Origin of the sequence: Oxyplasma meridianum (assembly GCF_038024865.1) — an archaeon.
Taxonomy (GTDB): domain Archaea; phylum Thermoplasmatota; class Thermoplasmata; order Thermoplasmatales; family Thermoplasmataceae; genus Oxyplasma; species Oxyplasma meridianum.
Genome location: NZ_CP133772.1, coordinates 1,418,706 through 1,443,681, shown reverse-complemented (window position 1 = coordinate 1,443,681; position 24,976 = coordinate 1,418,706). Strand labels below are relative to the sequence as shown.

At 41.0% G+C, this 24,976-nt stretch carries 25 protein-coding genes, 1 tRNA gene and 1 rRNA gene; 14 read left to right on the top strand and 13 right to left on the bottom strand.

Annotated features, from left to right (window positions below):
- Positions 1-177: 177 nt before the first annotated feature.
- The 6 genes from OXIME_RS07515 (at position 178) to bcp (ending at position 6,104) form a co-directional block, all read left to right on the top strand.
- Positions 178-1,647, top strand: a 16S ribosomal RNA gene (locus OXIME_RS07515).
- A 337-nt stretch (positions 1,648-1,984) separates the two neighbouring features.
- Positions 1,985-2,206 carry a protein translocase SEC61 complex subunit gamma gene (locus OXIME_RS07510; RefSeq protein ID WP_393971228.1) on the top strand — a complete coding sequence of 74 codons (222 nt, stop codon included), beginning with the start codon at positions 1,985-1,987 and terminating at the stop codon, positions 2,204-2,206.
- 9 nt (positions 2,207-2,215) lie between these two features.
- Positions 2,216-3,097 (top strand): transcription elongation factor Spt5, encoded by an 882-nt coding sequence (locus OXIME_RS07505; RefSeq protein ID WP_393971227.1) that lies wholly within the window; start codon positions 2,216-2,218, stop codon positions 3,095-3,097.
- A 4-nt stretch (positions 3,098-3,101) separates the two neighbouring features.
- On the top strand, positions 3,102-4,508 hold the full coding sequence (locus tag OXIME_RS07500) for a hypothetical protein (protein WP_393971226.1): 1,407 nt from the start codon (positions 3,102-3,104) through the stop codon (positions 4,506-4,508).
- A 4-nt stretch (positions 4,509-4,512) separates the two neighbouring features.
- Positions 4,513-4,974: a DUF1947 domain-containing protein gene (locus OXIME_RS07495; RefSeq protein WP_393971225.1), complete on the top strand. Its 462-nt coding sequence runs from the start codon at positions 4,513-4,515 to the stop codon at positions 4,972-4,974.
- A gap of 674 nt (positions 4,975-5,648) precedes the next feature.
- Complete coding sequence (gene bcp, locus OXIME_RS07490; RefSeq protein ID WP_393971224.1) at positions 5,649-6,104, top strand: thioredoxin-dependent thiol peroxidase; 456 nt, start codon at positions 5,649-5,651, stop codon at positions 6,102-6,104.
- A 21-nt stretch (positions 6,105-6,125) separates the two neighbouring features.
- Here the strand turns inward: bcp and OXIME_RS07485 are convergent, their stop codons facing one another.
- Genes OXIME_RS07485 through OXIME_RS07465 form a run of 5 tightly spaced genes read right to left on the bottom strand, consistent with a single transcriptional unit; the run spans position 6,126 to position 8,790 of the window.
- The gene (locus OXIME_RS07485) at positions 6,126-6,314 is read right to left on the bottom strand and encodes a hypothetical protein (RefSeq protein ID WP_393971223.1); all 189 of its coding nucleotides are present in this window, start codon (positions 6,312-6,314) and stop codon (positions 6,126-6,128) included.
- A 9-nt stretch (positions 6,315-6,323) separates the two neighbouring features.
- Positions 6,324-6,644, bottom strand: a complete 321-nt coding sequence (gene rpl12p, locus OXIME_RS07480; protein WP_393971222.1) for a 50S ribosomal protein P1 — start codon at positions 6,642-6,644, stop codon at positions 6,324-6,326.
- Positions 6,645-6,661: 17 nt separating this feature from the next.
- Positions 6,662-7,627 (bottom strand): 50S ribosomal protein L10, encoded by a 966-nt coding sequence (locus tag OXIME_RS07475; RefSeq protein WP_393971221.1) that lies wholly within the window; start codon positions 7,625-7,627, stop codon positions 6,662-6,664.
- On the bottom strand, positions 7,624-8,277 hold the full coding sequence (locus tag OXIME_RS07470) for a 50S ribosomal protein L1 (protein WP_393971220.1): 654 nt from the start codon (positions 8,275-8,277) through the stop codon (positions 7,624-7,626). Before OXIME_RS07470 ends, OXIME_RS07475 begins: the two co-directional genes overlap by 4 nt.
- 42 nt (positions 8,278-8,319) lie before the next feature.
- Entirely contained in the window at positions 8,320-8,790 is a 471-nt protein-coding gene (locus tag OXIME_RS07465; protein WP_393971219.1) for a 50S ribosomal protein L11, read from the bottom strand.
- 192 nt (positions 8,791-8,982) lie between these two features.
- Here OXIME_RS07465 and OXIME_RS07460 point away from each other — a divergent pair, with 192 nt between their 5' ends.
- Positions 8,983-9,636: a 2-phosphosulfolactate phosphatase gene (locus tag OXIME_RS07460; RefSeq protein WP_393971218.1), complete on the top strand. Its 654-nt coding sequence runs from the start codon at positions 8,983-8,985 to the stop codon at positions 9,634-9,636.
- Here OXIME_RS07460 and OXIME_RS07455 read toward each other — a convergent pair.
- The 4 genes from OXIME_RS07455 to OXIME_RS07440 all read right to left on the bottom strand — a co-directional run bounded on the left by OXIME_RS07455 (position 9,623) and on the right by OXIME_RS07440 (position 13,294).
- Positions 9,623-10,294 (bottom strand): 6-hydroxymethylpterin diphosphokinase MptE-like protein, encoded by a 672-nt coding sequence (locus OXIME_RS07455; RefSeq protein WP_393971217.1) that lies wholly within the window; start codon positions 10,292-10,294, stop codon positions 9,623-9,625. The two genes, OXIME_RS07460 and OXIME_RS07455, sit on opposite strands and share 14 nt — an antisense overlap.
- A gap of 12 nt (positions 10,295-10,306) precedes the next feature.
- Positions 10,307-11,455, bottom strand: coding sequence for a DUF373 family protein (locus OXIME_RS07450; protein ID WP_393971216.1), 1,149 nt, complete (start codon positions 11,453-11,455; stop codon positions 10,307-10,309).
- A gap of 165 nt (positions 11,456-11,620) precedes the next feature.
- Positions 11,621-12,895 (bottom strand): RNA-guided endonuclease InsQ/TnpB family protein, encoded by a 1,275-nt coding sequence (locus OXIME_RS07445; RefSeq protein ID WP_393972264.1) that lies wholly within the window; start codon positions 12,893-12,895, stop codon positions 11,621-11,623.
- A 183-nt stretch (positions 12,896-13,078) separates the two neighbouring features.
- Positions 13,079-13,294 carry a transcriptional regulator gene (locus OXIME_RS07440; protein WP_393971215.1) on the bottom strand — a complete coding sequence of 72 codons (216 nt, stop codon included), beginning with the start codon at positions 13,292-13,294 and terminating at the stop codon, positions 13,079-13,081.
- Between the two features lie 190 nt (positions 13,295-13,484).
- Between OXIME_RS07440 and OXIME_RS07435 the strand changes: the two genes are divergently transcribed.
- The 3 genes from OXIME_RS07435 to OXIME_RS07425 are packed head-to-tail and all read left to right on the top strand — an operon-like array spanning position 13,485 to position 16,103.
- Complete coding sequence (locus OXIME_RS07435) at positions 13,485-14,540, top strand: hydroxymethylglutaryl-CoA synthase (RefSeq protein ID WP_393971214.1); 1,056 nt, start codon at positions 13,485-13,487, stop codon at positions 14,538-14,540.
- Entirely contained in the window at positions 14,524-15,699 is a 1,176-nt protein-coding gene (locus tag OXIME_RS07430; RefSeq protein WP_393971213.1) for a thiolase domain-containing protein, read from the top strand. Before OXIME_RS07435 ends, OXIME_RS07430 begins: the two co-directional genes overlap by 17 nt.
- On the top strand, positions 15,699-16,103 hold the full coding sequence (locus OXIME_RS07425) for a Zn-ribbon domain-containing OB-fold protein (protein WP_393971212.1): 405 nt from the start codon (positions 15,699-15,701) through the stop codon (positions 16,101-16,103). Before OXIME_RS07430 ends, OXIME_RS07425 begins: the two co-directional genes overlap by 1 nt.
- A 45-nt stretch (positions 16,104-16,148) precedes the next feature.
- Here OXIME_RS07425 and purN read toward each other — a convergent pair whose 3' ends face one another.
- Positions 16,149-16,766 (bottom strand): phosphoribosylglycinamide formyltransferase, encoded by a 618-nt coding sequence (gene purN / locus OXIME_RS07420; RefSeq protein ID WP_393971211.1) that lies wholly within the window; start codon positions 16,764-16,766, stop codon positions 16,149-16,151.
- Between the two features lie 101 nt (positions 16,767-16,867).
- On the opposite strand from purN, the gene OXIME_RS07415 reads away from it, so the two are divergent.
- Complete coding sequence (locus OXIME_RS07415) at positions 16,868-17,827, top strand: replication factor C small subunit (RefSeq protein ID WP_393971210.1); 960 nt, start codon at positions 16,868-16,870, stop codon at positions 17,825-17,827.
- On the opposite strand, the gene OXIME_RS07410 is transcribed toward OXIME_RS07415, so the two are convergent.
- A complete protein-coding gene (locus OXIME_RS07410) occupies positions 17,824-19,410 on the bottom strand; it encodes a DEAD/DEAH box helicase family protein (RefSeq protein ID WP_393971209.1) in 1,587 nt (528 codons plus the stop codon). The genes OXIME_RS07415 and OXIME_RS07410 overlap by 4 nt on opposite strands.
- 87 nt (positions 19,411-19,497) lie before the next feature.
- On the opposite strand from OXIME_RS07410, the gene OXIME_RS07405 reads away from it, so the two are divergent.
- Both OXIME_RS07405 and OXIME_RS07400 read left to right on the top strand, forming a co-directional pair.
- A tRNA-Ala gene (locus OXIME_RS07405) sits at positions 19,498-19,569 on the top strand.
- Between the two features lie 636 nt (positions 19,570-20,205).
- Positions 20,206-20,409, top strand: a complete 204-nt coding sequence (locus OXIME_RS07400; protein ID WP_393971208.1) for a hypothetical protein — start codon at positions 20,206-20,208, stop codon at positions 20,407-20,409.
- A gap of 4 nt (positions 20,410-20,413) precedes the next feature.
- Here the strand turns inward: OXIME_RS07400 and OXIME_RS07395 are convergent, their stop codons facing one another.
- Together OXIME_RS07395 and OXIME_RS07390 are read right to left on the bottom strand one after the other, a co-directional pair.
- The gene (locus OXIME_RS07395; protein ID WP_393971207.1) at positions 20,414-21,313 is read right to left on the bottom strand and encodes a mechanosensitive ion channel family protein; all 900 of its coding nucleotides are present in this window, start codon (positions 21,311-21,313) and stop codon (positions 20,414-20,416) included.
- A gap of 609 nt (positions 21,314-21,922) precedes the next feature.
- The gene (locus OXIME_RS07390) at positions 21,923-22,447 is read right to left on the bottom strand and encodes a hypothetical protein (RefSeq protein WP_393971206.1); all 525 of its coding nucleotides are present in this window, start codon (positions 22,445-22,447) and stop codon (positions 21,923-21,925) included.
- Positions 22,448-23,418: 971 nt separating this feature from the next.
- Between OXIME_RS07390 and OXIME_RS07385 the strand changes: the two genes are divergently transcribed.
- Positions 23,419-24,435: a PTO1314 family radical SAM protein gene (locus OXIME_RS07385; RefSeq protein ID WP_393971205.1), complete on the top strand. Its 1,017-nt coding sequence runs from the start codon at positions 23,419-23,421 to the stop codon at positions 24,433-24,435.
- Positions 24,436-24,976: the final 541 nt, after the last annotated feature.

Genomic DNA, 24,976 nt, shown 5'->3' with positions numbered 1-24,976 from the left:
GAACCTAGTATTAGCCAACCATAAGGCGAGTGGGGGATCAATGCCTGAGGCAAGAGATGAACCTTAACTGTTCCAAGGTTGGGAAAGATGGGGATATGAGTGAAAGATCTCATTTCTGACGTGTGAAATGGTGCAAACTGTGGCTCGCCAATTTTCAAATTTATTAGACAGGAATTAACTCCGGTTGATCCTGCCGGCGGCCACTGCTATCAGGTTTCGACTAAGCCATGCAAGTTAAGGGGTCGTAAGACACCAGCGAACCGCTCAGTAACACGCGGATAATCTAACCCCAAGTGGAGTATAGCCTCGGGAAACTGAGGGTAATTCTCCATAGCCATTATATGCTGGAATGCTTTGATGGTGAAAGCTTCGGCGCTTGAGGATGAGTCTGCGGCCTATCAGGTAGTATGTGGTGTAAAGGACCACATAGCCGAGGACGGGTACGGGCCTTGAAAGAGGGAGCCCGGAGATGGACTCTGAGACATTAGTCCAGGCCCTACGGGGCGCAGCAGGCGCGAAAACTGTGCAATGCGCGAAAGCGCGACACGGGGAACCTGAGTGCCTTGACACAGTCAAGGCTTTTATCAAGCCTAAAAAGCTTGGTGAATAAGAGCTGGGTAAGACGGGTGCCAGCCGCCGCGGTAACACCCGCAGCTCTAGTGGTGGTCACTTTTATTGAGCCTAAAGCGTTTGTAGCCGGTTCTGTAAATCTTCAGATAAATTCATTCGCTCAACGGATGATCTTCTGAAGAGACTGTAGAACTTGGGACCGGGTGAGGTTGAATGTACTTCCGGGGTAGGGGTAAAATCCTGTAATCCTGGAAGGACAACCGGTGGCGAAGGCGTTCAACTAGAACGGATCCGACGGTGAGGAACGAGGGCTAGGGGAGCAAACCGGATTAGATACCCGGGTAGTCCTAGCTGTAAACACTGCCCACTTGGTGTTGCCTCTCTGTTGAAGGGGGGCAGTGCCGGAGCGAAGGTGTTAAGTGGGCCGCTTGGGGAGTATGGTCGCAAGGCTGAAACTTAAAGGAATTGGCGGGGGAGCACCGCAACGGGAGGAGCGTGCGGTTTAATTGGATTCAACGCCGGAAAACTCACCGGGAGCGACCTTTGGATGAGAGTCAACCTGATGAGTTTACTCGATAGAAGGAGAGGTGGTGCATGGCCGTCGTCAGCTCGTACCGTAGGGCGTTCACTTAAGTGTGATAACGAGCGAGACCCCCATCTCTAATTGCAAGTATGTCTTTGCGGACATGCGCACTTTAGAGGGACCGCCAGCGCTAAGCTGGAGGAAGGAGGGGTCGACGGCAGGTCAGTACGCCCCGAATCTCCCGGGCTACACGCGCGCTACAAAGGACAGGACAATGAGTTGCAACCTCGAAAGGGGGAGCTAACCTCGAAACCTGTTCATAGTTAGGATTGAGGGCTGTAACTCGCCCTCATGAATGTGGATTCCGTAGTAATCGCGGGTCAACAGCCCGCGGTGAATATGCCCCTGCTCCTTGCACACACCGCCCGTCAAACCATCCGAGCTGGTGTTGGATGAGGGTATGCCCGAGAGGACAAACTCGAATCTGATGTCAGTGAGGAGGGTTAAGTCGTAACAAGGTATCCGTAGGGGAACCTGCGGATGGATCACCTCCTAAGTAAGGGCGAGCCACAGGCACAATTATTTCACACACACCATTATTTTTTTTAAACGCTTTAGACTTTATCCCAGGATTAATTAAGCAATTTTATATTAAATATTTATGTTTAATTAAAATCAGGATATTGGCCATATATTTTCGATATGTATATTCAGCATTATGGATTATTTTGGGCAATTTTCTTATGATTTTTAATTTTTTTTTAAATTTTTTATGTCATTTTTATTAATTATTAGATAGAAAAGGATGAGACTAAATCAACTAGAAATTGATGGTAGAAATTAGAAAAAGATTTTAAGTATAGTTTCTCTAATGTATAAAGGGTACTAAGCATGGCCATGGATGATAAACTGAATGATATTCAGGACAAAATAGAGAGAAGAGTGGGAGGATTCGGGAAGGGAAAGTATGCCAGAATTCTTAGAATGGCCAAAAAACCAAACAAAGAGGAATATGTGAAGGTTGTACTTATAACGGGAGTTGGAATCACTTTGTTGGGTTTACTGGGCTTCTTCATATATCTAATGATGGGAGTTTTCTTCCATATACCGTAGGTGTTTAAAATGGAAAATGTTAAAAGTCAGTATGAGTGGATCAATTTTGATCCTAAAGACATGGACGTGGGTTCAGGATATTCTCTGGAAATACCTGTAACTATCAGGAATATTCAATCCACAAAGAGGAGATTCAACATCAGGATCACGGCAGAATTCAGTCAGAGAGATGATCTTGTAGAGTGGTTCATAGAATCTTCATTGATCAAGGCCAAATCAGTTTCGATGTCACCAAAGGACAACCATCCCATAGAAGAGGAAATGGACATAGAGCCTAGAGGTGTAAGGTCGTCACTCATTACCTTAATCACACCAAAAGGGGGTTACATGGGTGATAGAGTTACACTTTCATTTTCAATAACTTCGGAGGATGGAATTAACAGTTTTCAGAAGGATATAGTGCTTAAGCTTGTTCCAACAATAGTAGCAATAAAAACAACAGTTGGAAACGAGTTCGCGGTATCAAGGGACCTTGAACGAAAGAGCGAAAGGGACAAAGAAGAGAGATCAGCAATTAATAAGGATGCTTCCAATGAGGTTCTGGCCATTATGTCTCCCTTCGAGGTCAAAGGATACTTATTCGCTGAGACCATGCATCCCGACAGGGTTTCATTTATAGCCAAGGGAATCAGGGGTTACAAAGGCATGGTTGAAGGCGCCATAAATCTTACAGAAATAGAACATTATCTTACGCCTAAATCTGTAGTAAGCGGTCTTGAGCTTGGGGCATTTGTAGAACTCATTGATGGGCCATTCAAAGGGGAAAAAGCCAAGATAATGTCCATAGATACTCCTAAGGAAGAGGTAACAGTGCAACTGGTTGAATCTATGGTTCCAATTCCTGTCACCGTAAGGGCTGAAGCTATCAGGATGCTTGAAAAAAAATCGTAATTCCATGAGGCTTAAAGCTCATTCTAAGGAAAGTCAGGAGGGGTTCCTAAAGCACCTGGAACTGTTCTTTCAGGATCCGTCCCAGGTTTTGCCGCAGTGCCTGGAAAGTGGGTTTCTCTGTCCTTTTTCTTCATATTCAAAAAAACTGGGTAAGAGATCTACTGACCAGATGGACAGCTTTTCAAGGTCAAGCGATCAGTTTTTAAGCGGAATAAGTGAGACCTACAAGATTTACGAATCCAACAGTGCACCTCTGCTGGGCATGCTTAAAACACCATACGGGTCGGTAGAATATGCAAAGAGAGGAAACACTGACGAAGCAGTTCTGGCAGGAATTCAGCACTTCGATGACAAGAAATGGAGGATGCTGGCGTTCACCTCTCTTGTGAAAGCCAAGAATGTACGCATTTATTCGTCAAAAAATCTCTATCTTGCGTCATGTAAAGGTAGTTCGCCAGGAAAAAAATTTTTTGCAGATGTTCTTTTGGAGGAACAGATAGCGTTCCATGAGGATGGAGAAATTCTTGTTATAGGAAACGAAGGCACATCCATCAACATTTCAAATCTCGGAACATCCATAATAGAAGTGCATGAAGACTCAAGACATCACACCATGGGGGCAATACTCAAGCACGTACTGGTTAAGGATATTTCAGCGGATTTTTCATTAACATCGGATTTCCTGTCCAAATATTCAGATGATTTTCCTGATACATCCAGATATCTCTCAGGTATTGAGGATGATCGGCATCTTATAAGGGAAATGAAGGAGATGAGGATACGGAAATCAATATCCAAAGGTTATTTTATCAAGGGAGAAGAACTGTTCCTGGACGCTGAATCATTTGTCTCATCATTTGATGATCTTCCACTGGAAAGGGATATTGTGACAGAAGCTGTTAAAAAATATGGAAAAGGAATCTACATTGACAACTCGTCTTCCAGGAAACTGCTGGAGATAATATGGGATGTAAGTGGAGATGAAATACTGTCAAAAAGTTTCCCGGATGTGGAAAAATCAAAGTTTAAATCTCTCAAGGGGAGCCCGGTGGAAAAGATTGAATCCATGAGGCGAATGGGAGAAACCAAGGAAGTTGAGGAGAGAATAAACATAGAACCGTGGTCACAGGAATCAGCATTCCTGATAGATTTCCTTAAGGCAACGTTCAGGTCCGGAAGGCAGGCAGCCATAAGGGATGCTGAAAAAATGACCTTTACAGGCCCAGTCTCAAAGGCAGTTTTCTATGCATTCCTTACAATATTCCAGGAAACAGGTAACAGGGAGTGGATGTTCACTCAGAACGAGAAGGATCTTGGGCATATCATAGCGGAAATACTAATGCCGATAATAGATTCAAAGGGAAAGAGATTGGGTGATAGTGTTCCAGAATTGAAAAAATACATTCCGTGATAATATGGCAAGGCATTTTATTTCAAGAAAAGATTCCAAAAATCTGATTCAACTGTGCGAAAAAATCAATATAGATGCAAAATCTTGGGACAAGGTGGAAATAGATGAGCACAGGGATGAGAAACTGTACTATGTCAAATCCAGACCTTACATCTATATAAAGGGAGACACAATTATTCCAACCCTGTTTCTTTTAAACGATACTAAACCTGAGAATTTCTCCATAACCGTAGATGACGGGGCTGTTCCACATGTAATGAACGGAGCCAGTGTGTTTGCACAAGGAATAGTTTCAATGGACAAGAATATAAAAAAGGATTCAATGGTATTCATAAGAGACCTGAAGAACAGGTATATCGCAGTAGGAATTGCCGAAAGAAGTGCCGAAGAGGTACTCAATGACAGGAAAGGTTCCGCGGCAAGGGTTATCCATCATCCTGGAGATAAAATTCTCGTACTTGCTTAGATCCCTTGTTTCGGATTTTTACCCTAACCCATCCTCTTGGGAACCTAAAATATTTTCATGAGTACATAACAATATTCTGTGGAATCAGGAAACAATCATGAGGCATATGAAAATTATATCCTTGTTGATCTGGAGAGGCATATATAATTAGATCTTTCAGAGAATGTTGAACTGAAAGCGAAGCTTTTAAAATTTTTATTGAAAACAAAGAACTGAAGAAGCGACTCCTCATATATGATAATCCTCACACACCACCATGGAGGCAGATCATCAAGCCTGCAAATACTGTTATGCATGCAGAATCCATTCCAAAGAAGAGAGGTGCACCTTTATGGCACAAAGGTGCAACCAGAGTACTCAACAAACCCGATGAGATCATTCGTGTGACGAAGGATAAATGCCCTGAATGCCACCATTCACTGGGAACTCCAACCAGGGTAAGTTATTGGTATGACTTTACTTTCAGCCCCTAAATTGCTGTATGGAAAATATAGCATGAGAGAAGATTTATCCATACTGTCAAAAATAAGATGTACTGGTTGAATGAGAGAGACAATTAATACAGCATCTGAAAAACAGAAGATCTGGCTTCTCAATTCCTGCATTTTATGCAAGAAAAGCCCGAGTTAGGGGGTGATGCAAAAGATTTAACAGATGGGTAATGATATCTTAGCATGGAAATTCTTAAAGAAGGAGATACTGCGCCGGACTTTACTTCGGTTGATCAGAATGGCAAGCCTGTCAGGCTGAGTGATTTCAGGGGGAAACCTGTGGTTGTATATTTTTACCCAAAGGATGATACACCCGGATGCACAAAGGAGGCATGTAACTTCAGAGACAATTTTTCGGAGTACCAGAAGGCAGGCGTGAAGGTCCTTGGCATAAGTGTCGATGATACTAATTCACATAAGAAATTTGAAGAAAAGTATCAATTGAACTTCACCCTGGTTGCCGACCACGAAAAGAAGATAGCTGAAAAATACGGTGTTCTAGGGGATAGAAATGCAAAGCGGGTGACATACCTTATGGACAGGGATGGTAAAATAATGTATGTTTACCCTAAGGTCTCTCCTGATGAACACGCAGTTGAAGTGATGAAAAAATTGAAAGAACTTAAAATGGTACAATAACCATTTTCATATTTTTAAAAATTAATTTGTGTAGTTTCTTTTTCCATTTCCTGAATCTTCCACGAATACGGTAAGAAGTATTGAACTCAGTATCCAGATTATGGACAGCAGGAGCAAAAACGCATTTGGCGAGACCCACACCGCTATGATAAAAATCATTGCGGGGAGAAGATATTTTATAACCCCCCAGAAATATGCGTAAAAGTCCATATGTTAGCCTTATCCGAATAGTGAGCTGAGACCGGCCATTGCATCCTCTTCAGTTGCCTCTGGCTTTTCCTCTTCCTTCTTCTTCTCCTCTTTCTTTCCCTCGTGCTTCTTGGAAGCGTCTGCAGGAGCGGCTTGAGCTGGTGCAGCTACTGTTGCTGCCGCATTTTTCAAAACCTCATCGATTTTTACATCTTTGAGGCTTGTTACCAGAGACTTAAGTCTAGCCTCATCGGTCTTAACACCCGCTTCCTTCAGAACTTTTCCCAATTTCTCCTCGTCTATTTCTTTTCCTGCTGCGTGGAGCAATAGAGCCCCATATACATATTCCATTTTTTTCCCTCCTTAATTTATCCGAAGAGTGAACCCAGTCCCTCAGACACCTTATCTTCCTCAGATTCAGCATCCTCAGTTTTTTCCTCTGTTTTCTCTTCTTTTGCCTTTTCAGGCTTCTTCTCTTCCTGCTGGTTTCCCATAGCACTATTGAGAGCTGATGCCTCCCTAATTGCTTTGAGTATAAATAATTGCACGTTGCTCTCGTCAACGAACCCACTTTCAAGAGCAAGGTATTCCGCGTTGATCTTGGCCTTAACGATCAACTGGGGTACTATTTCAGGAACAAGGAACATAGCATTTACTGCCAGTTCCTTAGCCTGCGAGAACGCCCTGGCCATATCCAGCATAATCTGTTCTTCAGTTATTGATATGGCTTCCCTGGTGAAAAGTATGCCGTCACTATAGGCACCCAGAATGTCCAGACCAACAGTGAGTGGGTGTATCTCAAGTTTTTCCAGTATCTTAGCCTTGTCTTTTGGAATCGGTTCCCCTTTCTTTACGTACAGTATCTCTTTTTTGATGGCTATCTTTCCCTTGTCTATTGCGGTCTGAATTCCCGCTTTCTGAAATTCACTTATCATAGGTCCTGGAGGAAAGTTTGTTGCCATCTCTGGTATTATGATGTCATCAGGTGCAGTCTCTCCACCTCTGGCGGCTGCCTTTTCTTTTGTCCCCTCAAAGAGTTTATAGAGTTTGGAAGGTGGGAGTTTTGTGGTCACTAATCCTATCTGCCCTTCTGCTAACTGCTCAAGTGATTTAATATTCTTCCTGTCCGTTTTGTCCAGAGCTTTAATAAGAAGCCTTATTCTGACAACTCTGAGCTTCATGTCAGAAGAGAGGTTTCTCCTTATAGACTGAAGCTGTTTGTTCCTAAGTCCTTTAATGCTGACTATGGCTGAAACAGGACTCTCCGAAATTTCCTTTGAAAGATCATTTACTAATTTTACTTTCCATTGCGCGGGATTTCTTTGGTAGCTCATCTTATTCCCTCCAACTTAACCTGCACAGCTTTGCCCATTGTGGTCTTAAGATAAGCGGATTCTATATTTCCATAACCTTTCTCAAGTTTACCGACGAGCCTTTTTACAACTGCTGTAATGTTGTCTGCCAGATCCTGATCAGGCATCTCCTTTGTACCAACTGGTACATGAAATGTTCTTCTGTCCCTGCTTCTGGCTCTGACAGTTCTCTTTAAAGCGTTTATCATGGCCGACGGGTCTTGCCCAGGTGGAACAGGTTTTGGTATCTTGCCCCTTGGACCAAGAACCGGACCTAGTGTTTTACCAATTGTAGCCATAAGTGTTGATTCTGCTACAAAATAGTCAATTGTCTCCACTACTTTCTTGAAAGATTTCTTATTCTCACTGAATTTTGCCAGATCTTCCGGCCCGTATATAACATCGGCAACCTCTTTTACTTTGGCCTGCATTTCCTGTGATCCGAAGAAGCCAACTCTTATCTCCTTCCCCCTTCCCTTTGGAAGTATGATCTCTTCATTTATCCTGTTCTTTGGATCACTGAGATCAACATCCTTCAGGTTGAAAGACATATCTATACTTTCCTTAAATTTCCTTTCCACCGAAGATTTCTTTGCCTCTCCGATGAAGGACAGTAAATTACTTTCTGCCAATAATATCACCATTCTGTAGTAAGCGAGTTTCCTCTTCTACAGTTAAACCTCGATCTTACCTTCCTTTATAAGTTTTTGGACTTCTCTGGGATCCTTGCCATCCACAGTAACTCCAAGGGAAACGCATGATCCAATGACCTCCAGTACTGCTGACTTAAGGCTGTTTGATAGCATGCTCTCCATTTTCATCTTTGCAACATTCTTTACATTCTCAAGTGTTGCGTTTCCTGCAACGGCCTCCTTTCTCTTCGCAGCTCCCTTTTCAATACCAATTTCTTTCTTGAGAAGTGCAGAAGTGGGCGGAATACCCACCTTTATCTCATATTTTTTTGCCTGTGCATCGGTTACAATTACGGTAACCGGGACCTGCATACCCTGGAATGCTTTCGTTTTCTCATTTATATCCTTTATAACCTGCCCAAGGTTAAGACCTAGCGGACCTAGCGCAGGACCAATAGGTGGTCCCGTAGTAGCCTTTCCGCCTTCAACCATGGTACTTACTGATTGTGCCATTGAATTTCACCTGAATGTCGTGGGACATAACGTCAAGACTTTTTAATTTTTGTATGGAGTTTTTGGAATTCCATTCACATTTTCAGATCTGTTTATGCTCAGAGGTTTCTGGAATCCATATAGTGGAAGCCTTATGCAATGTTTTTATTGCATCCGTTATATATACGCTATGATAACAGGATCTGATGAAACTTGGAAATAAGCATAATAGATGGAAGAAAGGAGAAGGAGTTCAGGGAATCAACAAAGGTTCTTGTTGATGTTTTCCGTTCAACAACTACAATACCGTATATACTCAAAGGTGGATGCAGCAAAATAATCCCAACTGCATCAATAAAAGAGGCAAGATCAATAAAGCGGGACATCCCGGACGCTTTGCTCATTGGTGAGAGGTACGGAATAAGGATCCGTGGGTTTGATTACAATAATTCTCCATATGAGGTGGCTAATGCAAATTTAAATGGCAAAACCGTGATCTTTACATCTACAAATGGAACAAAGGTTTTAGAAAGGATAAAGGGAAAAGGAGATATATTTATTGCATCATTTGTAAATGCAGGTGCCACTCTTGGAATACTCCAAGGGAGAGACAGAGTAGATATAGTACTGTCAAACAGGCCGGACGGACCAGCAGATGAGGATATATTTTTTGGTGAGTATCTTAGAGAATTGCTTGAAGGCAAAACACCTGACAGGGAAGCTTACAGAAGAATGATAATATCTTCGAAAGGTGCAAAAAGGCTGGGCCTTATGGGATCAAAGCATGATATCTATTATACGATGAAATATGACGAAATCGACTTTCCGGTATACTTTGACGGCAGATATATTATCAGATACGGATAACTGGCCCGGGTTTCAGAGAAGTTCCACGCATAAGTGCAAGCCTGGATAGCAGAATCTCTGCCCATTTCAGTTTTTTTGCCTTACGGTAATAGTCTGACCCTTCTTTTATGGAGGGGGTGGAGAAATCAAAACCCACAAGAATAATCTCCGGAGCACCGAAATAGTGGGCAAAAAAAGCTGCCCTGTCACCATCAGTGAATCCACCAAAATTCCTGATAACTCCCATTGGCTGATTCTGGGTCGTTCCCATATGCACCTTCAGTGATGGCAGGTAATCCTCAATCCTTTTCCGATTGTCCCCATGGGCATGAACCACGATTCTGACATTTTCGTAAGAGCATTTTCTGATGAACTTTAAGGGCCCGTCAAGGTCCGTGAATAAATAATCCGGATATCCTTTTATTTCCATGTATTTCTCAATGGCAGAATCAGCAACAAAAATAGTACCATCCATCTTTATATCTTTCAATATATGATCCACTCCAGGTCCATTTCCAACTATGTACACCGGGTCTGTTAGGTTCTCCTGGGCGGAAACAGGTTTTCTTTTTTCCATGAGGCTGTTTAGAAGGAACGCTGAATTATAATCCGTCTGTGGGTCAATGCAAAGATCGGAACATATACTCCTGTAATACACATCCCAAATGTCAAATTCCATGGGGCACCTTATCTATTTATTGTCAGCAATGATCAGGTCGTCGCCCTTATTCATTTTCCTGCTTATAATTTCATTGAAGTAGCGGTGAACCATGGAAGAAAGCATTGCTACAACCAGTCCCAGTATGAGGAAGAATACACTTACTATGGCGTACTGGAATGTTATGAAGCCTAGTATGTATCTCATGTAATTTATCATTCCGTATATTATGAAGGCAATGGAAAGTGAAAACATCAATCCATAAAGGATCCTGAAGATATCGCTGCTTCCGTTCATGTAACCCTCTACAACTTTTCCAACCTCTCTCGCGAAGAAAGCACCGTAAATCCACCATGTAAAGAGTGAAAGAAATACCAGGACGGCATCAACCCCACCTTTAGAAGTACTCCTCGTAATAACATAACTTGAGGCTATTCCAACCAGTACCAGCATTCCGGCTATAACGTATGAAAGAAAAAGAATGCGTGTTTCCTGCGCATACTCCCTTACAGAGCGCATTAGCGACAACACCACATTCTGCAGTTCGAATCCCTTCTCCACAAAATACGCCCCCAGTACTATTGCCACAATTGTGACAGCTCCCATGCTTGGATCAATTATATCAGTCTTAGTGGCTATGGCCTGATAAACTATGAATCCCAGCGAAACTATTCCGTAAGTAAGAAAAATAAGGCCAAGTGGTATGATAAATTTGTTGATGAGTTTTTTATCCTTAAGCGCTTTTACAATATAGTAGTATATAGATTCAATATTCTGGTTGTGCCTTACCATAACGTGTTTTACGTATCTTATCTTTATTCTTGATATGATAAGTGGAACAATATAATCATCTTCTGCCCCGTCTGTAACCAGAACAACATCTTCGAATTTGCCCATAGATAGAACCTTATCCAGCTGTATTCCAAGTTTTTCATCGGATATTTCCCCAACGTCAATATCACCAGTGATCATGGCAACCTCGACATCTAGGTTCTTTTCCTTCAGTTCATTGTAGTGTTTCACAGCTCCAAATAAGGCGTTTGCATCAGAATCCTCCGGATCTATTGAAATTAGTTTGAGTGCAGCATCATAGCAGTTCTGATAACCAAGTAGAGGTCCGGCTATACCTGCCTTCTCCCCGAAATCGTTATCTCTGTCTATGTTGAGAATCAAAGTTGTCATTTTTATTGCGCCTCAGAGCATAATTAAAGAGAAATATCTCCTATTTATGCTTTCCCAGAAGACAAATTACATACATCATCACTTGTTCGTCTTCACAGGTAAATATCGAAAATAAATTTATAAACTTATCTTATAGTTGCAAGGTTATGATTTCTGTTAACATTGTTAACATCCACCTTTGGAAGTTATGATCTGACTGATCCTTAAACTTCTTGGGTGTAACCCAACACCCTCTATCCCATCCTCAAATGATTCTGGGATTGCTTTTCTCATGATATTGTATGATCCATTTACATCTGCGTTAATTATTGTTCCATTTGCCGATTTGAATAATCCCCTGAGTATTCTCTTCCCCTTATAGATGTCATGATGTTCTATTGTCTCTTGATCTAAAAATGATGTTTTAGAAGTGTGTGATTCATCTATTACAACAACATTTATTCCCTTCTCTTCTGCTTTGTATCTCATCTGCTGTATAAGTGTATTGAATGGTATCTGTACAAACTTCTGGTTGTTTATCTTCCCTATATTTGTTTTTTGTTTCCACCCTTCATTATGGCCTATGGCAATTGTGTTTATATGGTTGTTTTCTGCGTAGTTAATGATAAATTTACTGATCTTATGCATAACATCCTTAATTTTCCTGTTTCTCCTCATGAACAATCTCTTTTCTCTCTTTGTCATGTATCTGTCTTCTAACTGCCTATCACTTACTGATTTTAGTCTGGAATACTCTTTATTGAAATACTGATTAATGGAACTCACAGCACCACCCTTGATAGCAATTGGTCTATTACCAATACTATCTACAATAGTTACAATGTTCCTTACACCAATATCTATACCTATGATTCCTTTATTTTGTTCCTTTTGTCCCCTTACATTCTCTATCTCCTTCTCCATCTCCTTCCAATATGCTATCTCTATTTTGTATCCTACACCCTGAGGTATTATCCTCACTTCCCTCAAATCTACATTATCATCTAATCTGGTTTTCACCTCCAGATTCATTATCTTTGGGAATTTTAATATTCCATTCTTTATCTTACATTGCTGGTTTGTGAATATTAGAATGAACTCTCCATCTTTGCCTCTGTATTTTGGCGGTTTTGGTCTTCCAAAAAAGGTTTTAAGATGTTTTCTATATTCTTTTCTATATTCTTTTTCTGCTTTGAAAAAAGAGATCCAAGCTAAAAAAGATTTCTTTATTGTCCATTGTGCTGTCTGTGCTGGTAGTTTTCTATAATTATTATTATCGCTTTCATTTTCATTCTGAAACAATTTTACTAAATGGTTGTAATCTAAAAGCTTCTCTTTATTGAAAAATTGTTGTCTAAGCACATAATTTGCTTGATTGTATAGATTATTTGAATAATGGCACATCTTTGATATTATATCAGTGGATTTGATGTATATCTCTTCCGTTCTAATGATCTTCATAACCAACCTTAATAGAGTGATTCTCTCTTTTTGAATACATCTTTATTTAATAACAGGGAAGCGCTTTCATTGATAATATTATAATATATAATAAGTATATATATAGTTATTTGAATAACCGACTATATAGAAAAATTTAATAATGACATCTATGACATTTTTTGAAAAGAACTACTGGGGAAACTATTTAAGAATGTAATAGCCGGCGCTTTTGGATCTTGCAACTCTCTTTGCCATACCCTTATTCGACAATTCCTGAAGTGCAGCCGCCACAATTGCTTTTCCTAATCCTGAGGCTTTCATTATATCGTCTGCCGACTTTAATTTATCCTCTGATGTGGCTCCTAGCTTCTTTATAGCTTCATATACTTTTTTAGCATTTGGTGATACTTCATCCATCTGGTGCACCGATATGGTTAAAGCGCAATTTTATATTTATACTATTCTCTATGGATATTATACAGACCAGATATTTCTTCTCCTAAAAAAATGCATTGAAAGAGTGTTTAATGAAAAATAATCGTCGATTGATAAACTTGAATTCGTGAATTTTTATATAGTTCCTCCTGCTATTCGGCAGGAAGTTCAAATGTCAGGAATAGTCAGCTACGGTTCTTACATACCCAGATTCAGGATAAAACCGGAGGAAATAGCCAGAATATGGGGCGAAGATGCCGAAAATATAAAAAATGGTATTTATGTACTGAGCAAATCAGTACCTGCACCGGATGAGGATGTGGCCACAATTTCAGTTGAGGCAGCAAGAAATTCTTTAAGGAGATGCAAAGTGGAACCAGAGAACGTAGGTGCCATATTTGTAGGATCAGAATCACATCCATATGCAGTAAAGCCAACGGCAACAATAGTTGCTGCTGCCATCGGAGTCAGTTTCAACCTCTTCTCAGCAGATTATGAATTTGCCTGTAAGGCTGGAACGGCTGCAATGCAGAACGTCAAGGCCATGGTGGATGCTGGTTTCATTAAATATGGAATGGCAATAGGGGCAGATACATCTCAGGGCGCTCCGGGGGATGTTCTTGAATATACTGCCTCTGCCGGCGGAACTTCCATGCTTCTGGGGAAAGAGAACGTGATTGCAGAGATAAACTCCACTCTCTCGGTAACATCGGACACCCCAGATTTCTGGAGAAGGGAGGGGCAGCCATATCCCAGCCATGGAGAGAGATTTACTGGAGAACCAGCATATTTCAGACATGTAGTCTCAGCTTCAAAGGAGATGATGGAAAGGCAGGGGACAAAGCCAAAAGATTACAAATATGCTGTATTCCACCAGCCCAATGGCAAATTCCCTACAAGGGCTGCAAAACTTCTGGGATTCACAGAGGAACAGTACAAAGACGGTCTTCTTACTCCTTTTATTGGAAACACATATTCTGCGTCAATGATGACAGGGCTTTCTGCAATACTTGATCTGGCAAACCCGGGAGATAGAATACTTGCAGTATCCTTTGGTTCAGGTGCAGGATCAGATGCCTTCGACATAACTGTCACCGAACATATAGAAAACCTGGAAAGAAAAGCTGCTCCTACAATAAAGGAGATGATAAGCAGGGTAAAATGGCTTGATTATGGTTTGTATGCAAAATTCAAGAGGAAGATCATAGTGGGTGAGGACATTGAATAAGGTTTATATAATCGGAGCGGGAGAGACAAAGTACGGTGAACTTTGGGAAAAGTCTCTGAGGGGACTTGCAGTTGAAGCAGGACTGAAAGCGGTTGAGAACGCAGGGATATTTTCCAAGGAGATAGAGGTTCTTTATGGAAGTAACAGTCTGGCTGGAACAATAAACGGTCAGGAGAACATAGGATCACTTATATCAGATTTTTCGGGAATTGCGGAAAACAACATTCCGGCAATAAGGATTGAGGCGTCCACAGCTTCAGGTGGTGCAGCAGTGAGGCAGGCTTACCTTGCAGTGAAGTCAGGTGAATACGATGTAGTTATGGTGGGAGGGGTTGAAAAAATGACAGATATCTACGGTTCAGAGATGATTGATCTCACAAGCTCCGTTCTGGACAGGGAATGGGAGGCATTTCTTGGCGCAACTCCAGCAGCACTGGCTGCCATGAGTGCCAGAAAATACATGAAAGACTTCAATGTGCCCAAGGAGGCACTTTCAATGATGTCTGTGAATGATCATCTGAATGCATCAAAGAATCCTCATGCACAGTACAGGAATAAGATAACACTCGAGCAGGCATCAAACGCGACTCCAGTTGCTGAACCACTCAATCTTATGGACTGCAGCCCTATATCTGACGGTGCAGCTGCAGTTATCGTGGCATCTGAAGAATATGTGAAAAAGAATGGAATAGAGGGCGTTGAAATCCTAAGTTCTGCGGCTTCTCAGGACTATCTGGCTGTACATAGCAGGAAAAGCATATACAGACTTGACTCCACTGTTCTTGCAGCAAGAGCAGCGCTTGGAAAAGCAAAACTTAAACTGGATAAAATATCCTTCTCTGAAATTCACGACTCATACAGCATATACGGTATGATAGAACTGGAAGATCTGGGTTTCGCAGAGAAAGGTAAGGCTAAGGATCTTGTTTACGAGGAAATTAAGCTTAACGGCAGTATTCCAATAAACCCCTCTGGTGGCCTTAAAGCCAAGGGAAATCCTTTCGGTGCAACTGGAGTGGGCCAATTTGTTGAGGCATACACGCAGCTGAAGGGTAAAGCAGGTGAGAGGCAGGTTAAATCTCCTGAATACGCACTTCTGCAAAACATGGGTGGAACCGGTTCTACATCTGTTGTCCATATACTGGGGGGTGTTGCCTGATGGGGGAGCTATCAAGGTTCTGGAGAGAATCTGAGCACAGATACAGGCTTATAGGGACGAAATGCGGTAACTGCAACGTTACATATTTCCCGCCAAGGGATATATGCCCTAAATGCCACAGGGAATCCATCGGCAAGATGAAACCGGTTCAGCTTCAGGGCAAGGGGGAGGTCATATCCTTCACGATTGTTCACGATGCTCCTCCGAGATTCATACGGCAGAGGCCATATTGCATGGCACTGGTAAAGCTGGACGAGGGTCCAACCATCACGGCACAGATTGTTGACTGTGATGCAGATGAGGTTGACATAGGGAAACGTGTCAGGACTGTTTTCAGAAAGGTTGCTGAAGAAGGAAAGAGTGGAATCATTGAGTACGGCTATAAATTCGTTATTGACCAGTAATCTGCAAATGGATTATGCAATGGGCCATTCTATTTCATAATATAATTATTTTTTCAGCCTGACCCGGTTTCCATGAATTTCTATTTTATCTTCAATTATAACCTTTATTGATTCAACTATAATTCTGTGTTCCAGACGATGAACTTTCTCTGCCAGTGTTTCAGGCGTATCAGCATCATCAACTGTGCATATGTCCTGCATTATTATGGGCCCTCCATCAATATTTTCAGTAACAAAATGAACAGTTGCTCCAGAATACTTTGATCCACTCATTATAACAGCTTCATGCACCTTTGCCCCATACAGACCAGGTCCTCCGAAACATGGAAGTAGGGAAGGATGCAGGTTTATAATCCTGTTTGGAAACTGATCTATTAATGTTGAATCCAGTATCTTAAGAAAACCTGCCAGAACGATAAGGTCAGGATTATATTTCTGAAGCAGTTCCATTACCCTTCCAAAAAATATCCATGGATCTGTTTTTGAATAGGGTATGTATATGCTGTCAATCCCAGAAGATTTTGATCTTTCAAGCACACCTGCATTCTTTCTTTCACAGATCACCGCTGAGATCCTGCAGTTCAATCTTCCATCCATTACTGCGTCTGCGATTGCCTGGAAGTTAGTGCCATTCCCTGAGGCAAAGACAACAATGCTCTTCACACCTCATGAATGCAACTTATAATAAATAAGATGATCACACTCACCTTCTGGGGAAATAATATATAAAACAGGGCACCATGATGAACCAAACAGGTAGATAAATGTCAGAGATCTGGATTGAGAAATACAGGCCCCACAGTCTTTCAGATATAGTGGGGCAGGATGAAATAATCAGCAAACTGAAGTCATTTGTTAAGGTGAAAGACCTCCCCCATCTCATATTTGCCGGTCCTCCTGGAACAGGAAAGACATCTGCTGCAATGGCACTTGCAATAGAGCTGTACGGTGAGAATTGGAAACAGAATTTTCTTGAACTTAACGCATCAAATGAAAGGGGAATTAACGTAATAAGGGAGAATGTGAAGGATTTTGCAAGGATTGTGGCCTCCAATGACCTGGGAATAAAGATAATTTTCCTGGACGAGGCGGATCAGCTCACACCAGAAGCACAGGCTGCATTAAGGAGGACCATGGAAATGTACTCATCCACCACAAGATTCATATTTTCCTGCAACTACTCATCACAGATTATACCGCCAATACAGTCCAGGACTGTGGTGATGAGATTCAAACCACTGAAGCCTGATGATATGACCAGGAGGCTGCAGTACATTGCAGAGAAGGAGAATTTCAAGATAGACGGTGCATCCATAGAGGCAATTACAGAAATTTCCGAAGGTGATATGAGGAAAGCCCTGAACATAATACAGGCAATAGAAACATCAGGGGATGTCAGCCCTGCAAGAATATACGAGATTACCGGGATGGCAAATCAGGAGGAGTTCAAGCTGCTTCTTACAAGCGCCGTTGCCGGTGTTTTCGAAAAGGCAAAGGAGATCCTGGACAGGATGCTGATCGAGGAAGGCATGTCTGGAATGGACATAATCAGGGGAATGCACAGTGCAACTAGGAGAGAGACAATGCTTCCTCCCTTACAGCGAATGGGCATACTGATGGCACTGGGTGAAACTGAATTCAGGATAGTGGAAGGGGCAAGCGATAACATTCAGCTGGATGCACTTCTGGCAAAACTGGTTCATGTAGGCAGGGAGATCAACTAGAAAAAATCCTCCAGGCTTGAAAGCATCTTATCCTTTTTAATACTGGCAGATTCTTCTCTGACATCACTTCTTGAATTTTCTGTTTCGAAGCGGCTGATGTTCTTCCGCATTGCGCTTTCTTTTCTCAGGCTGGAATAGTAATATGCACTGTCTCTGCTGTCCTTATAAATGAGTATTATGACCTTTCCTGAGTGATGCCTTCCTGTTCTTCCTCTGCGCTGGATGGTTCTGATATCAGAAGGGACCGGTTCATAGAATATTACAAGATCAGTTGAAGGTATATCCAGTCCCTCCTCCGCAACACTGGTGGCAACAAGAACATTATATTCCCCCTCTCTAAATCCTCGTATTATTTCTTCCTGTTTTTTCTGGTTTATCCCCTCATCTTCTCCTTTTGAGCTTTGCCCTACAAACCTCACCGGTTTTGCAAGCTTCGAGTTTTCGGAAAGATATTTTGTCAGTATGACGGCAGTTTTGCGGAAATGAGTAAAGACTATGATTCGGGAATCCTTATTTTCAGAAAGCGTATTGTCACAAAGTTCCAGGATAGCCTTCAATTTGGGATTGGAATGGAATTTATCGGCTGACTTCTGGAGTTCATCCATCAACTGTCCGAATGCTGGTGATTTCTTAATCATCGCTGCAGTTCTCCTGAGGGTTTTCTCATCACTTGTCATTATTTCATTTATGTAGTCCAGAGCTATTTCGGTTCCCTGGCTTTCAAGGTACTCCACCGCATAATCTAATCTTATTGCAGCTGAAAGGTATGGTATTAATCCGAACAGGCTGCTCTCTCCATTCCTGGCCTTGCTTACGAGTTCTGGAATCTTTGCCGCCATTGTCCTTCTGTTTATTGGTTCATTCTTGAAAATCCCGCTTTCCCTGATCTTCGATAGTATCTCAGAATAAATCTCAAGAAGAAAGGGTCTTGCAGCCTTCACTGAGTCTGGAAGATCAAGAATTTTAGCATCTATCCGGACTTGATTCACGTATTTCACTACATCAGGGTCGTTTTCGCTCTTTATTATGACGTTCTCTATTGAGAGATTTTCAGTCACTTCGTCAAGTTTTTCCCTTTTGCTCCCAGGGCTGGCCGTCAGAGCAAGTATCAGTCTTTTTTTGTACTGGACAAACTCTTTTGCAATATTCACATAGGCATAATTTCCTGAAGCCCTGTGGGCTTCGTCGAATATGATGAGTCCATACTTTGAGAAGTTCAGCATACCAGATCTCATATCGTTTACAACCACTTGGGGAGTTGATATGACAACTTTTGATGTTGACCACTCAAGAATCCTGTCTTGATTATCAACCTCGCCAGTGAACTTTGCTATATCTGGGGGCTTCAGATCAAGGAGCTTCTTAAAAGTTTCAAAATGCTGGGAAACAAGCGGTTTGGTTGGAGCAAGAAACAATACTCTTCCCAATCTCTCAGTAAGTATGTAGTTAGCAACCATGGCTGCAATTACGGTTTTTCCCATACCGGTTGGAAGAACAACAAGAGTATTTTCCAGCACAGCCTTCCTGAATACATTGATCTGGTAGTCTCTTGGCTCAATTTTACCTCCAAGGGTTTGGTCCATGATAACCAGTATGTATGCAACCTAAATATAAATGAGTATTATTCCTATAATAAAGCTGCTTCACTTTAAAAAGCAGTTTTGTGAAGAGGGCCGGTAGATCAGCGGTAGATCGCCTGCTTCGCAAGCAGGAGGCCTCGGGTTCAAATCCCGACCGGTCCATAAGTATTAGAATATCATATCGATCATGAAGATTTTTAATAAAGCTCAATCTAGTGATGTAATTGATCTTGCATTGTGTGGGCTTACAATCTTCTTGAGTTGATCTATCTCCTTCTGGCACTGGTTTCCTTTTGAAAATTTTCCAGACCCTTCCTCCCACTTTCAGGAAAAGTTCCTTGCACATGTGGAACTGTGCAACAGATACTCCATGCCTGCGGCACAGATCTGCTATGTTTGTTGCTGTTCATGATTCTATGAACATATGTTCCTTCTCCTCAATTATGAATTTTTCAGGCATCTGTTTCACCTTTCGTCCAGGATATGGATGAGGTCAGCATAGCCACAATATATATAAGAATAGGAATTCCCATACCCATGCGAAAATATTGGCTGATTTATTACCATAGAATCGAGGAATAGTGAAATTTTGTCTGGGTAAACATGAAGTTTTACCTCATAGTTGCTGTTAAGGTTACTACAGAACCACTCATTTATCCGAATGATGTTATTGGTGCTGTACTTTGCTCTGCAAACATTGCCGTCGATTCCCCAGGCGGATAAAGAACAGAGGGCACTTAACCTTTCAATCGGATTTGATCTGGGTAAATTATTAAGGGATAAAGAGAATGAGGATCAATGATCCTTAACGATCTAATTGACCGGAAAGTTGAAGTGATGATATTGAACCAGGGACAGGAGAACCTCTCTCCAAGGCTGAGGTTTGAGGGGGTTCTAAAGGGCGTGGACCAGGGGACATACATTTTGGAACGAACACTGGAAGGTGGGAAGGAGTTTGTTGTTCTTCCCATTGCTTTATGCAGGATCAACACCAGAGAATGAATGATCAGTTAACTGACTTCATTGGTTCAACCAAACGCATTAAGCGCAGAAAAATTTCTCCCCTCTTTTCATCCACATCCAGCACGTTAAACTTCGCCACCACCATAAGTATGTAGGTGTTGAGTGTAGTCTCGTCCACAGTGATTGAAATGCTACCCATGTAATCTGGTATGCTTTCAATCTCTTTCCTTATAAGGGGCTCAACTCTCTCAAATTCAATGAATTTTGGAATCTCGTAACGTGCCTTGACCAGAACTCCCGGTTTCCTTATTATTATGGCTCCCTGAACAAGTATTCCATTGGGTATTTTCACTCGGTCCCCGTTTGCCATGTCCAGTATTGTATAGTTTATGGTAATATCCACAACCTGACCCGTGTAGGCAGTTGCTTCAATTCTGTCCACTGAGAAATACTTGGGGAACAGCGTGGGGAAAACGCCCCCATACTGCCACATGTTCATTGTGACTAGGTCTCCTATGTTGAATGGCCTTACAACCACAAATAGTATCCCTGCGAACTGGTTGGAAAGAACTGTGTTAGCCGCCAATCCCAGTACAACAGATATAAGCGAACCTCCAAGTATCAGCGATGATACGTCGATTCCCAGGGAAGATAGGACAACAACACCGAGTATGAAATATGCCAGAATGGATAAAAGGAACATTATGGGGTGGATTTTCCTCTTATCCATGTATTTCGAGAGGTATCTGTTAAGGAAACTAAGTATGATTCGTAAGATTACATAGACTATTATTCCAATGAAAATGGCATTAACATAGATCGTGAAATTAACTGGTAAAACATGGAAAACTGTGAGCAGGTAAATTAGAAAGAGTACGGCTGCCATGAGTAATATCAGGCCAAGGATTTTTAGTGCAAGATTGCCTTTCTTTCTGTGAGCCATTGTGAACTGTTAATACGTATAAGTTGTAAATACTTTTTATTACTTTTTATTCCGATGGTATTATCATCCCTGGTCGTTGCGTCCAGAATCAACATAATGCTTTTGTGCAAGCTGAATCCTTTAACCCTGGACACAATAAGATGAGATAAATATAAACAAGAATATAATAAATTGCAATCGCTCTACCTCGTTCTTGAAAGTTGAAAGCACCTTATATTGATCTCCTTATTCCAAGCTTAAGTATGCATATCGAGGAAAGCATAAAGTGTCAATTGACCAGATGTTTTTTCTGAAATGAATCTTTTTTACATTATGAGGCAGATTTTATTGTGTCTGTAACTGGAAATATAATCATGAAAAGTATCTGAAATTTTAGGGATCACAGGATCACATAACTATTGTTATAGTTTAAAACTGTTTGAAAAACTTTAGACCATAGTCCGTGAAAGCTTCAAAATGTTCATCCAGAATGTAAAGAGAACGCCCACTATTTATAGCGATTTAATCAACAATCACATCCTTTTCTGGGAACAGCTTTTCCCTTGATCATGGAATCTATTAGTACAATCTTTAGAATTCTCTCAATTGAAACGATTCAGTTCTTGGCAGTCAGAGAGGGAGTTTGTTCCAGTCAATAAGGTCCTTGCCACTTAGGGATCTTATTTCCAGTTTTTCAAGAAGATCAACAAAGAGATCATCTCTGATCGAATCTTCATATACTTTGTCCAAAGAGTGCTTGAATAGGGTTGACTCTAATGCATGCTTAGCCATGGCAGATTGAAGTTGTGTTGCAATAATGCTTCCCTTTTTGATCTGCTTTGAATAGTCTTTGGAAATCCCGTCTTTTTGAAGGTCCTTTAGAAAATCATCAACCGTGCTTTCCAGTTTTTTGTTATGTTCTTCTTTCATTACAACTCTAACTTTGTATGTTGGTACAAAATCTATTTTGTCGTCATTGACCTTGAACCAGTTTATTGCATCTTTTTCAAAAAATACATCTGACAGGGCTTTTGCCACAGCTTTTGGATTTGAGAAATCGATTCCTGACGTAAGGTCGTAGGTAACTAATGTCCCATCCTGGGATATTTTTCTTGAACTCTCAATAATTGATTTCAGTTCTTCTTCTGCAGACATACTCAAGTATTGCAATTTAGTGATATAAAGTTTTGATTGATCAGGAACAGAAAACTCCATTTTGAATTTAAAATTAAACCTTCTCCAAGCTGTTAAATTAAAGAATTTAATGACTGATCAACTTAGTAAAAAGTTAAAATCAGGATGTAGTCTTTTTAAAATATGGTAATTTCATAGATTATATTTTCGATCATAATGGTAGTGGATCAGTGATCAGGTTCCAATGAAAAAAGATTTTCCCTGAACGATCTTAATAAATCAGACAATAAGGGTCTTGCTTGATCATTCCGCTACAGATTTAAATTCAAGGGGTTTGACAAAACTTTGATTCCTATTGTATAATAACATCGTCTTTCTTCTATTCATGCTACGATTAGTCAGATTTACCTTTCATTTCTCAACTGTTAATGGTATGTTACTTTCTTTTTTTCGGCCCTAATCTGGAAAGGTTAAGTTTTAAAGCCCCGTTTATCAGTGACCAAAGGGCAGCATGATCAATTTTACTTTCCTCGAAATAATCAACTGTAAGAAATGTTCTGCTGTCAAGTCTTGTGTTAAATATTCCATGAGCATCATCAATCGCTGACCCCTTTGTGAAGGTCAGTCGAACCGATTTCTTAAGTATATTCCCTATGCAAATTATTTTATTTCTGGACCATTCGGATACTCCATGGGGATTGCTGGGTTTTCTTTACTTCACTTCTTCAATAGTTTCCGGATCAGTCTCCATAAATATGCAACGGACCTGTGACATCTTATTGCTACGGCAGTCTTCTATTTTCTTAATTATGTCATCCATTTCTTTATCAATTGTGGGTTAGTTGATTTCATCATAAGATTTCTTTTTTCCAGAACTCGCATATATTAAGGTTATATTTTAGGCAATTTATGCTTTTTAAATTTGGTCAAGTGTCATGTCTTATTAACATATATTTCAGTAAAGTATGAATAATGGATGCTCATGAATAATTGTGTCTCTAGTCAGTTCAGTTATAGGGAGAGGGGTGGTCAGAACTATAAAAAGTCTGCCAAACAAGAAGTTCCCTCTCATAGCTGGCCATAAACTACAGTATTCCTGCAATCTGAAATGCAAAATGTGTCCGTTCTGGAGGAGAGAAGACGAAACTCTCCTTGACATAGACGATGAGATCAGGATGATGGATTCTCTGAAAAAGGCGGGTGTCTCCTTCCTGGGGTTTGAAGGCGGTGAACCACTTCTCAGGAAAGATATAGGAGAAATACTTTATGAATCCAAGAGAAGATTTCACACCTCTATGGTAACAAATGGGTGGTTGCTCAAGGCAAAAATAGAAGACATAAAGGACAGCTTGAATTACCTGTTTGTCTCTCTCGACGGAATAGGAGAGGTCCATGACAGGCTGAGAGGAATGGCGGGATCATTCAGGCATGCGGTTGAAGGAATTGAATCAGCCCGGGATGAAGTACCTTTGGCTATAAGCTCAACAATAACAAACGAAAACATGGATCAGGCTCAGGGGATTGTAGATCTCGCTGTGAAGCTTGGTGTTAGTGTAAATTTTCAGATTGCCTATGATTACACCACTGCAGAGAAGATGTCTCCAGAAAAATTAAAACTCAGGGACACAATAAAAATGCTGGAGAGTTACAAGTTAAGTGGGTTTCCAATAGTCAATTCTAAGGAATATTTCTCCTCTATTCTTAATTCATGGTACGGTGACCATCCATGGAGGTGCAAACCATGGCTCACCATAAACATAGATCCGCTTGGGAATATCGTTCAGCCTTGCTATGTTATCAATGAGTACAATGGCAGTGTTAAGGTATGGGATACCGACATACTTGATCTCTGGAATACATATGACTGGGCTCCTTATGAAAGCTGCAACAAATGTGCTCTTGCATGTTACCTGGAACCATCTCTCTTCAACTGGCACAATCCATCCATGGTAAAAGAGAGAATACTCGATTCCATGGTTTCCCTTGTTCGTGGGGAACTTTCATGGTAAAGTGACATCAACCCCCAGCTAACGCAGTTCGTTTCCCTTATCTATGATTGAAGTTGCCCTTTTTGGCATATCTCCAATATCTACGAACATATATTCGGAATTGTCTCTACCTATCTTTATTAATTTGACATTCTTGATTTTGATATCTGCATTGAGATTTCCTGCCCATTGAGATAAAATACACATTGCATTGGCATGTCCAGTCTGAAAGCCTCAGGTCATGTTTTATATTTCCAAAGATTGAAGATTTTTGTTATGTTTATCTGCGATCTCTTTTGCTTTCATCTTTAGGAAATGCACAATGGAATCCTTTGTGAATACTCTCTTCCTGTATTTTATCACCTAAATAAAGTGGTAATATAATGAATACAAAGAATGAGATCCCTTGTCCAGGTCATAGGGCATAGAGATTTTATGATCTATACACCAATAAATGCTTTAATCTCTTTTATCCCCTACCTATAAGAAGGGGACTTCACGATAAGAAGTTAAAATATTTTCCTGTCCAATTGGGAATTGGAAAAGAAAATCCAGAGAAACT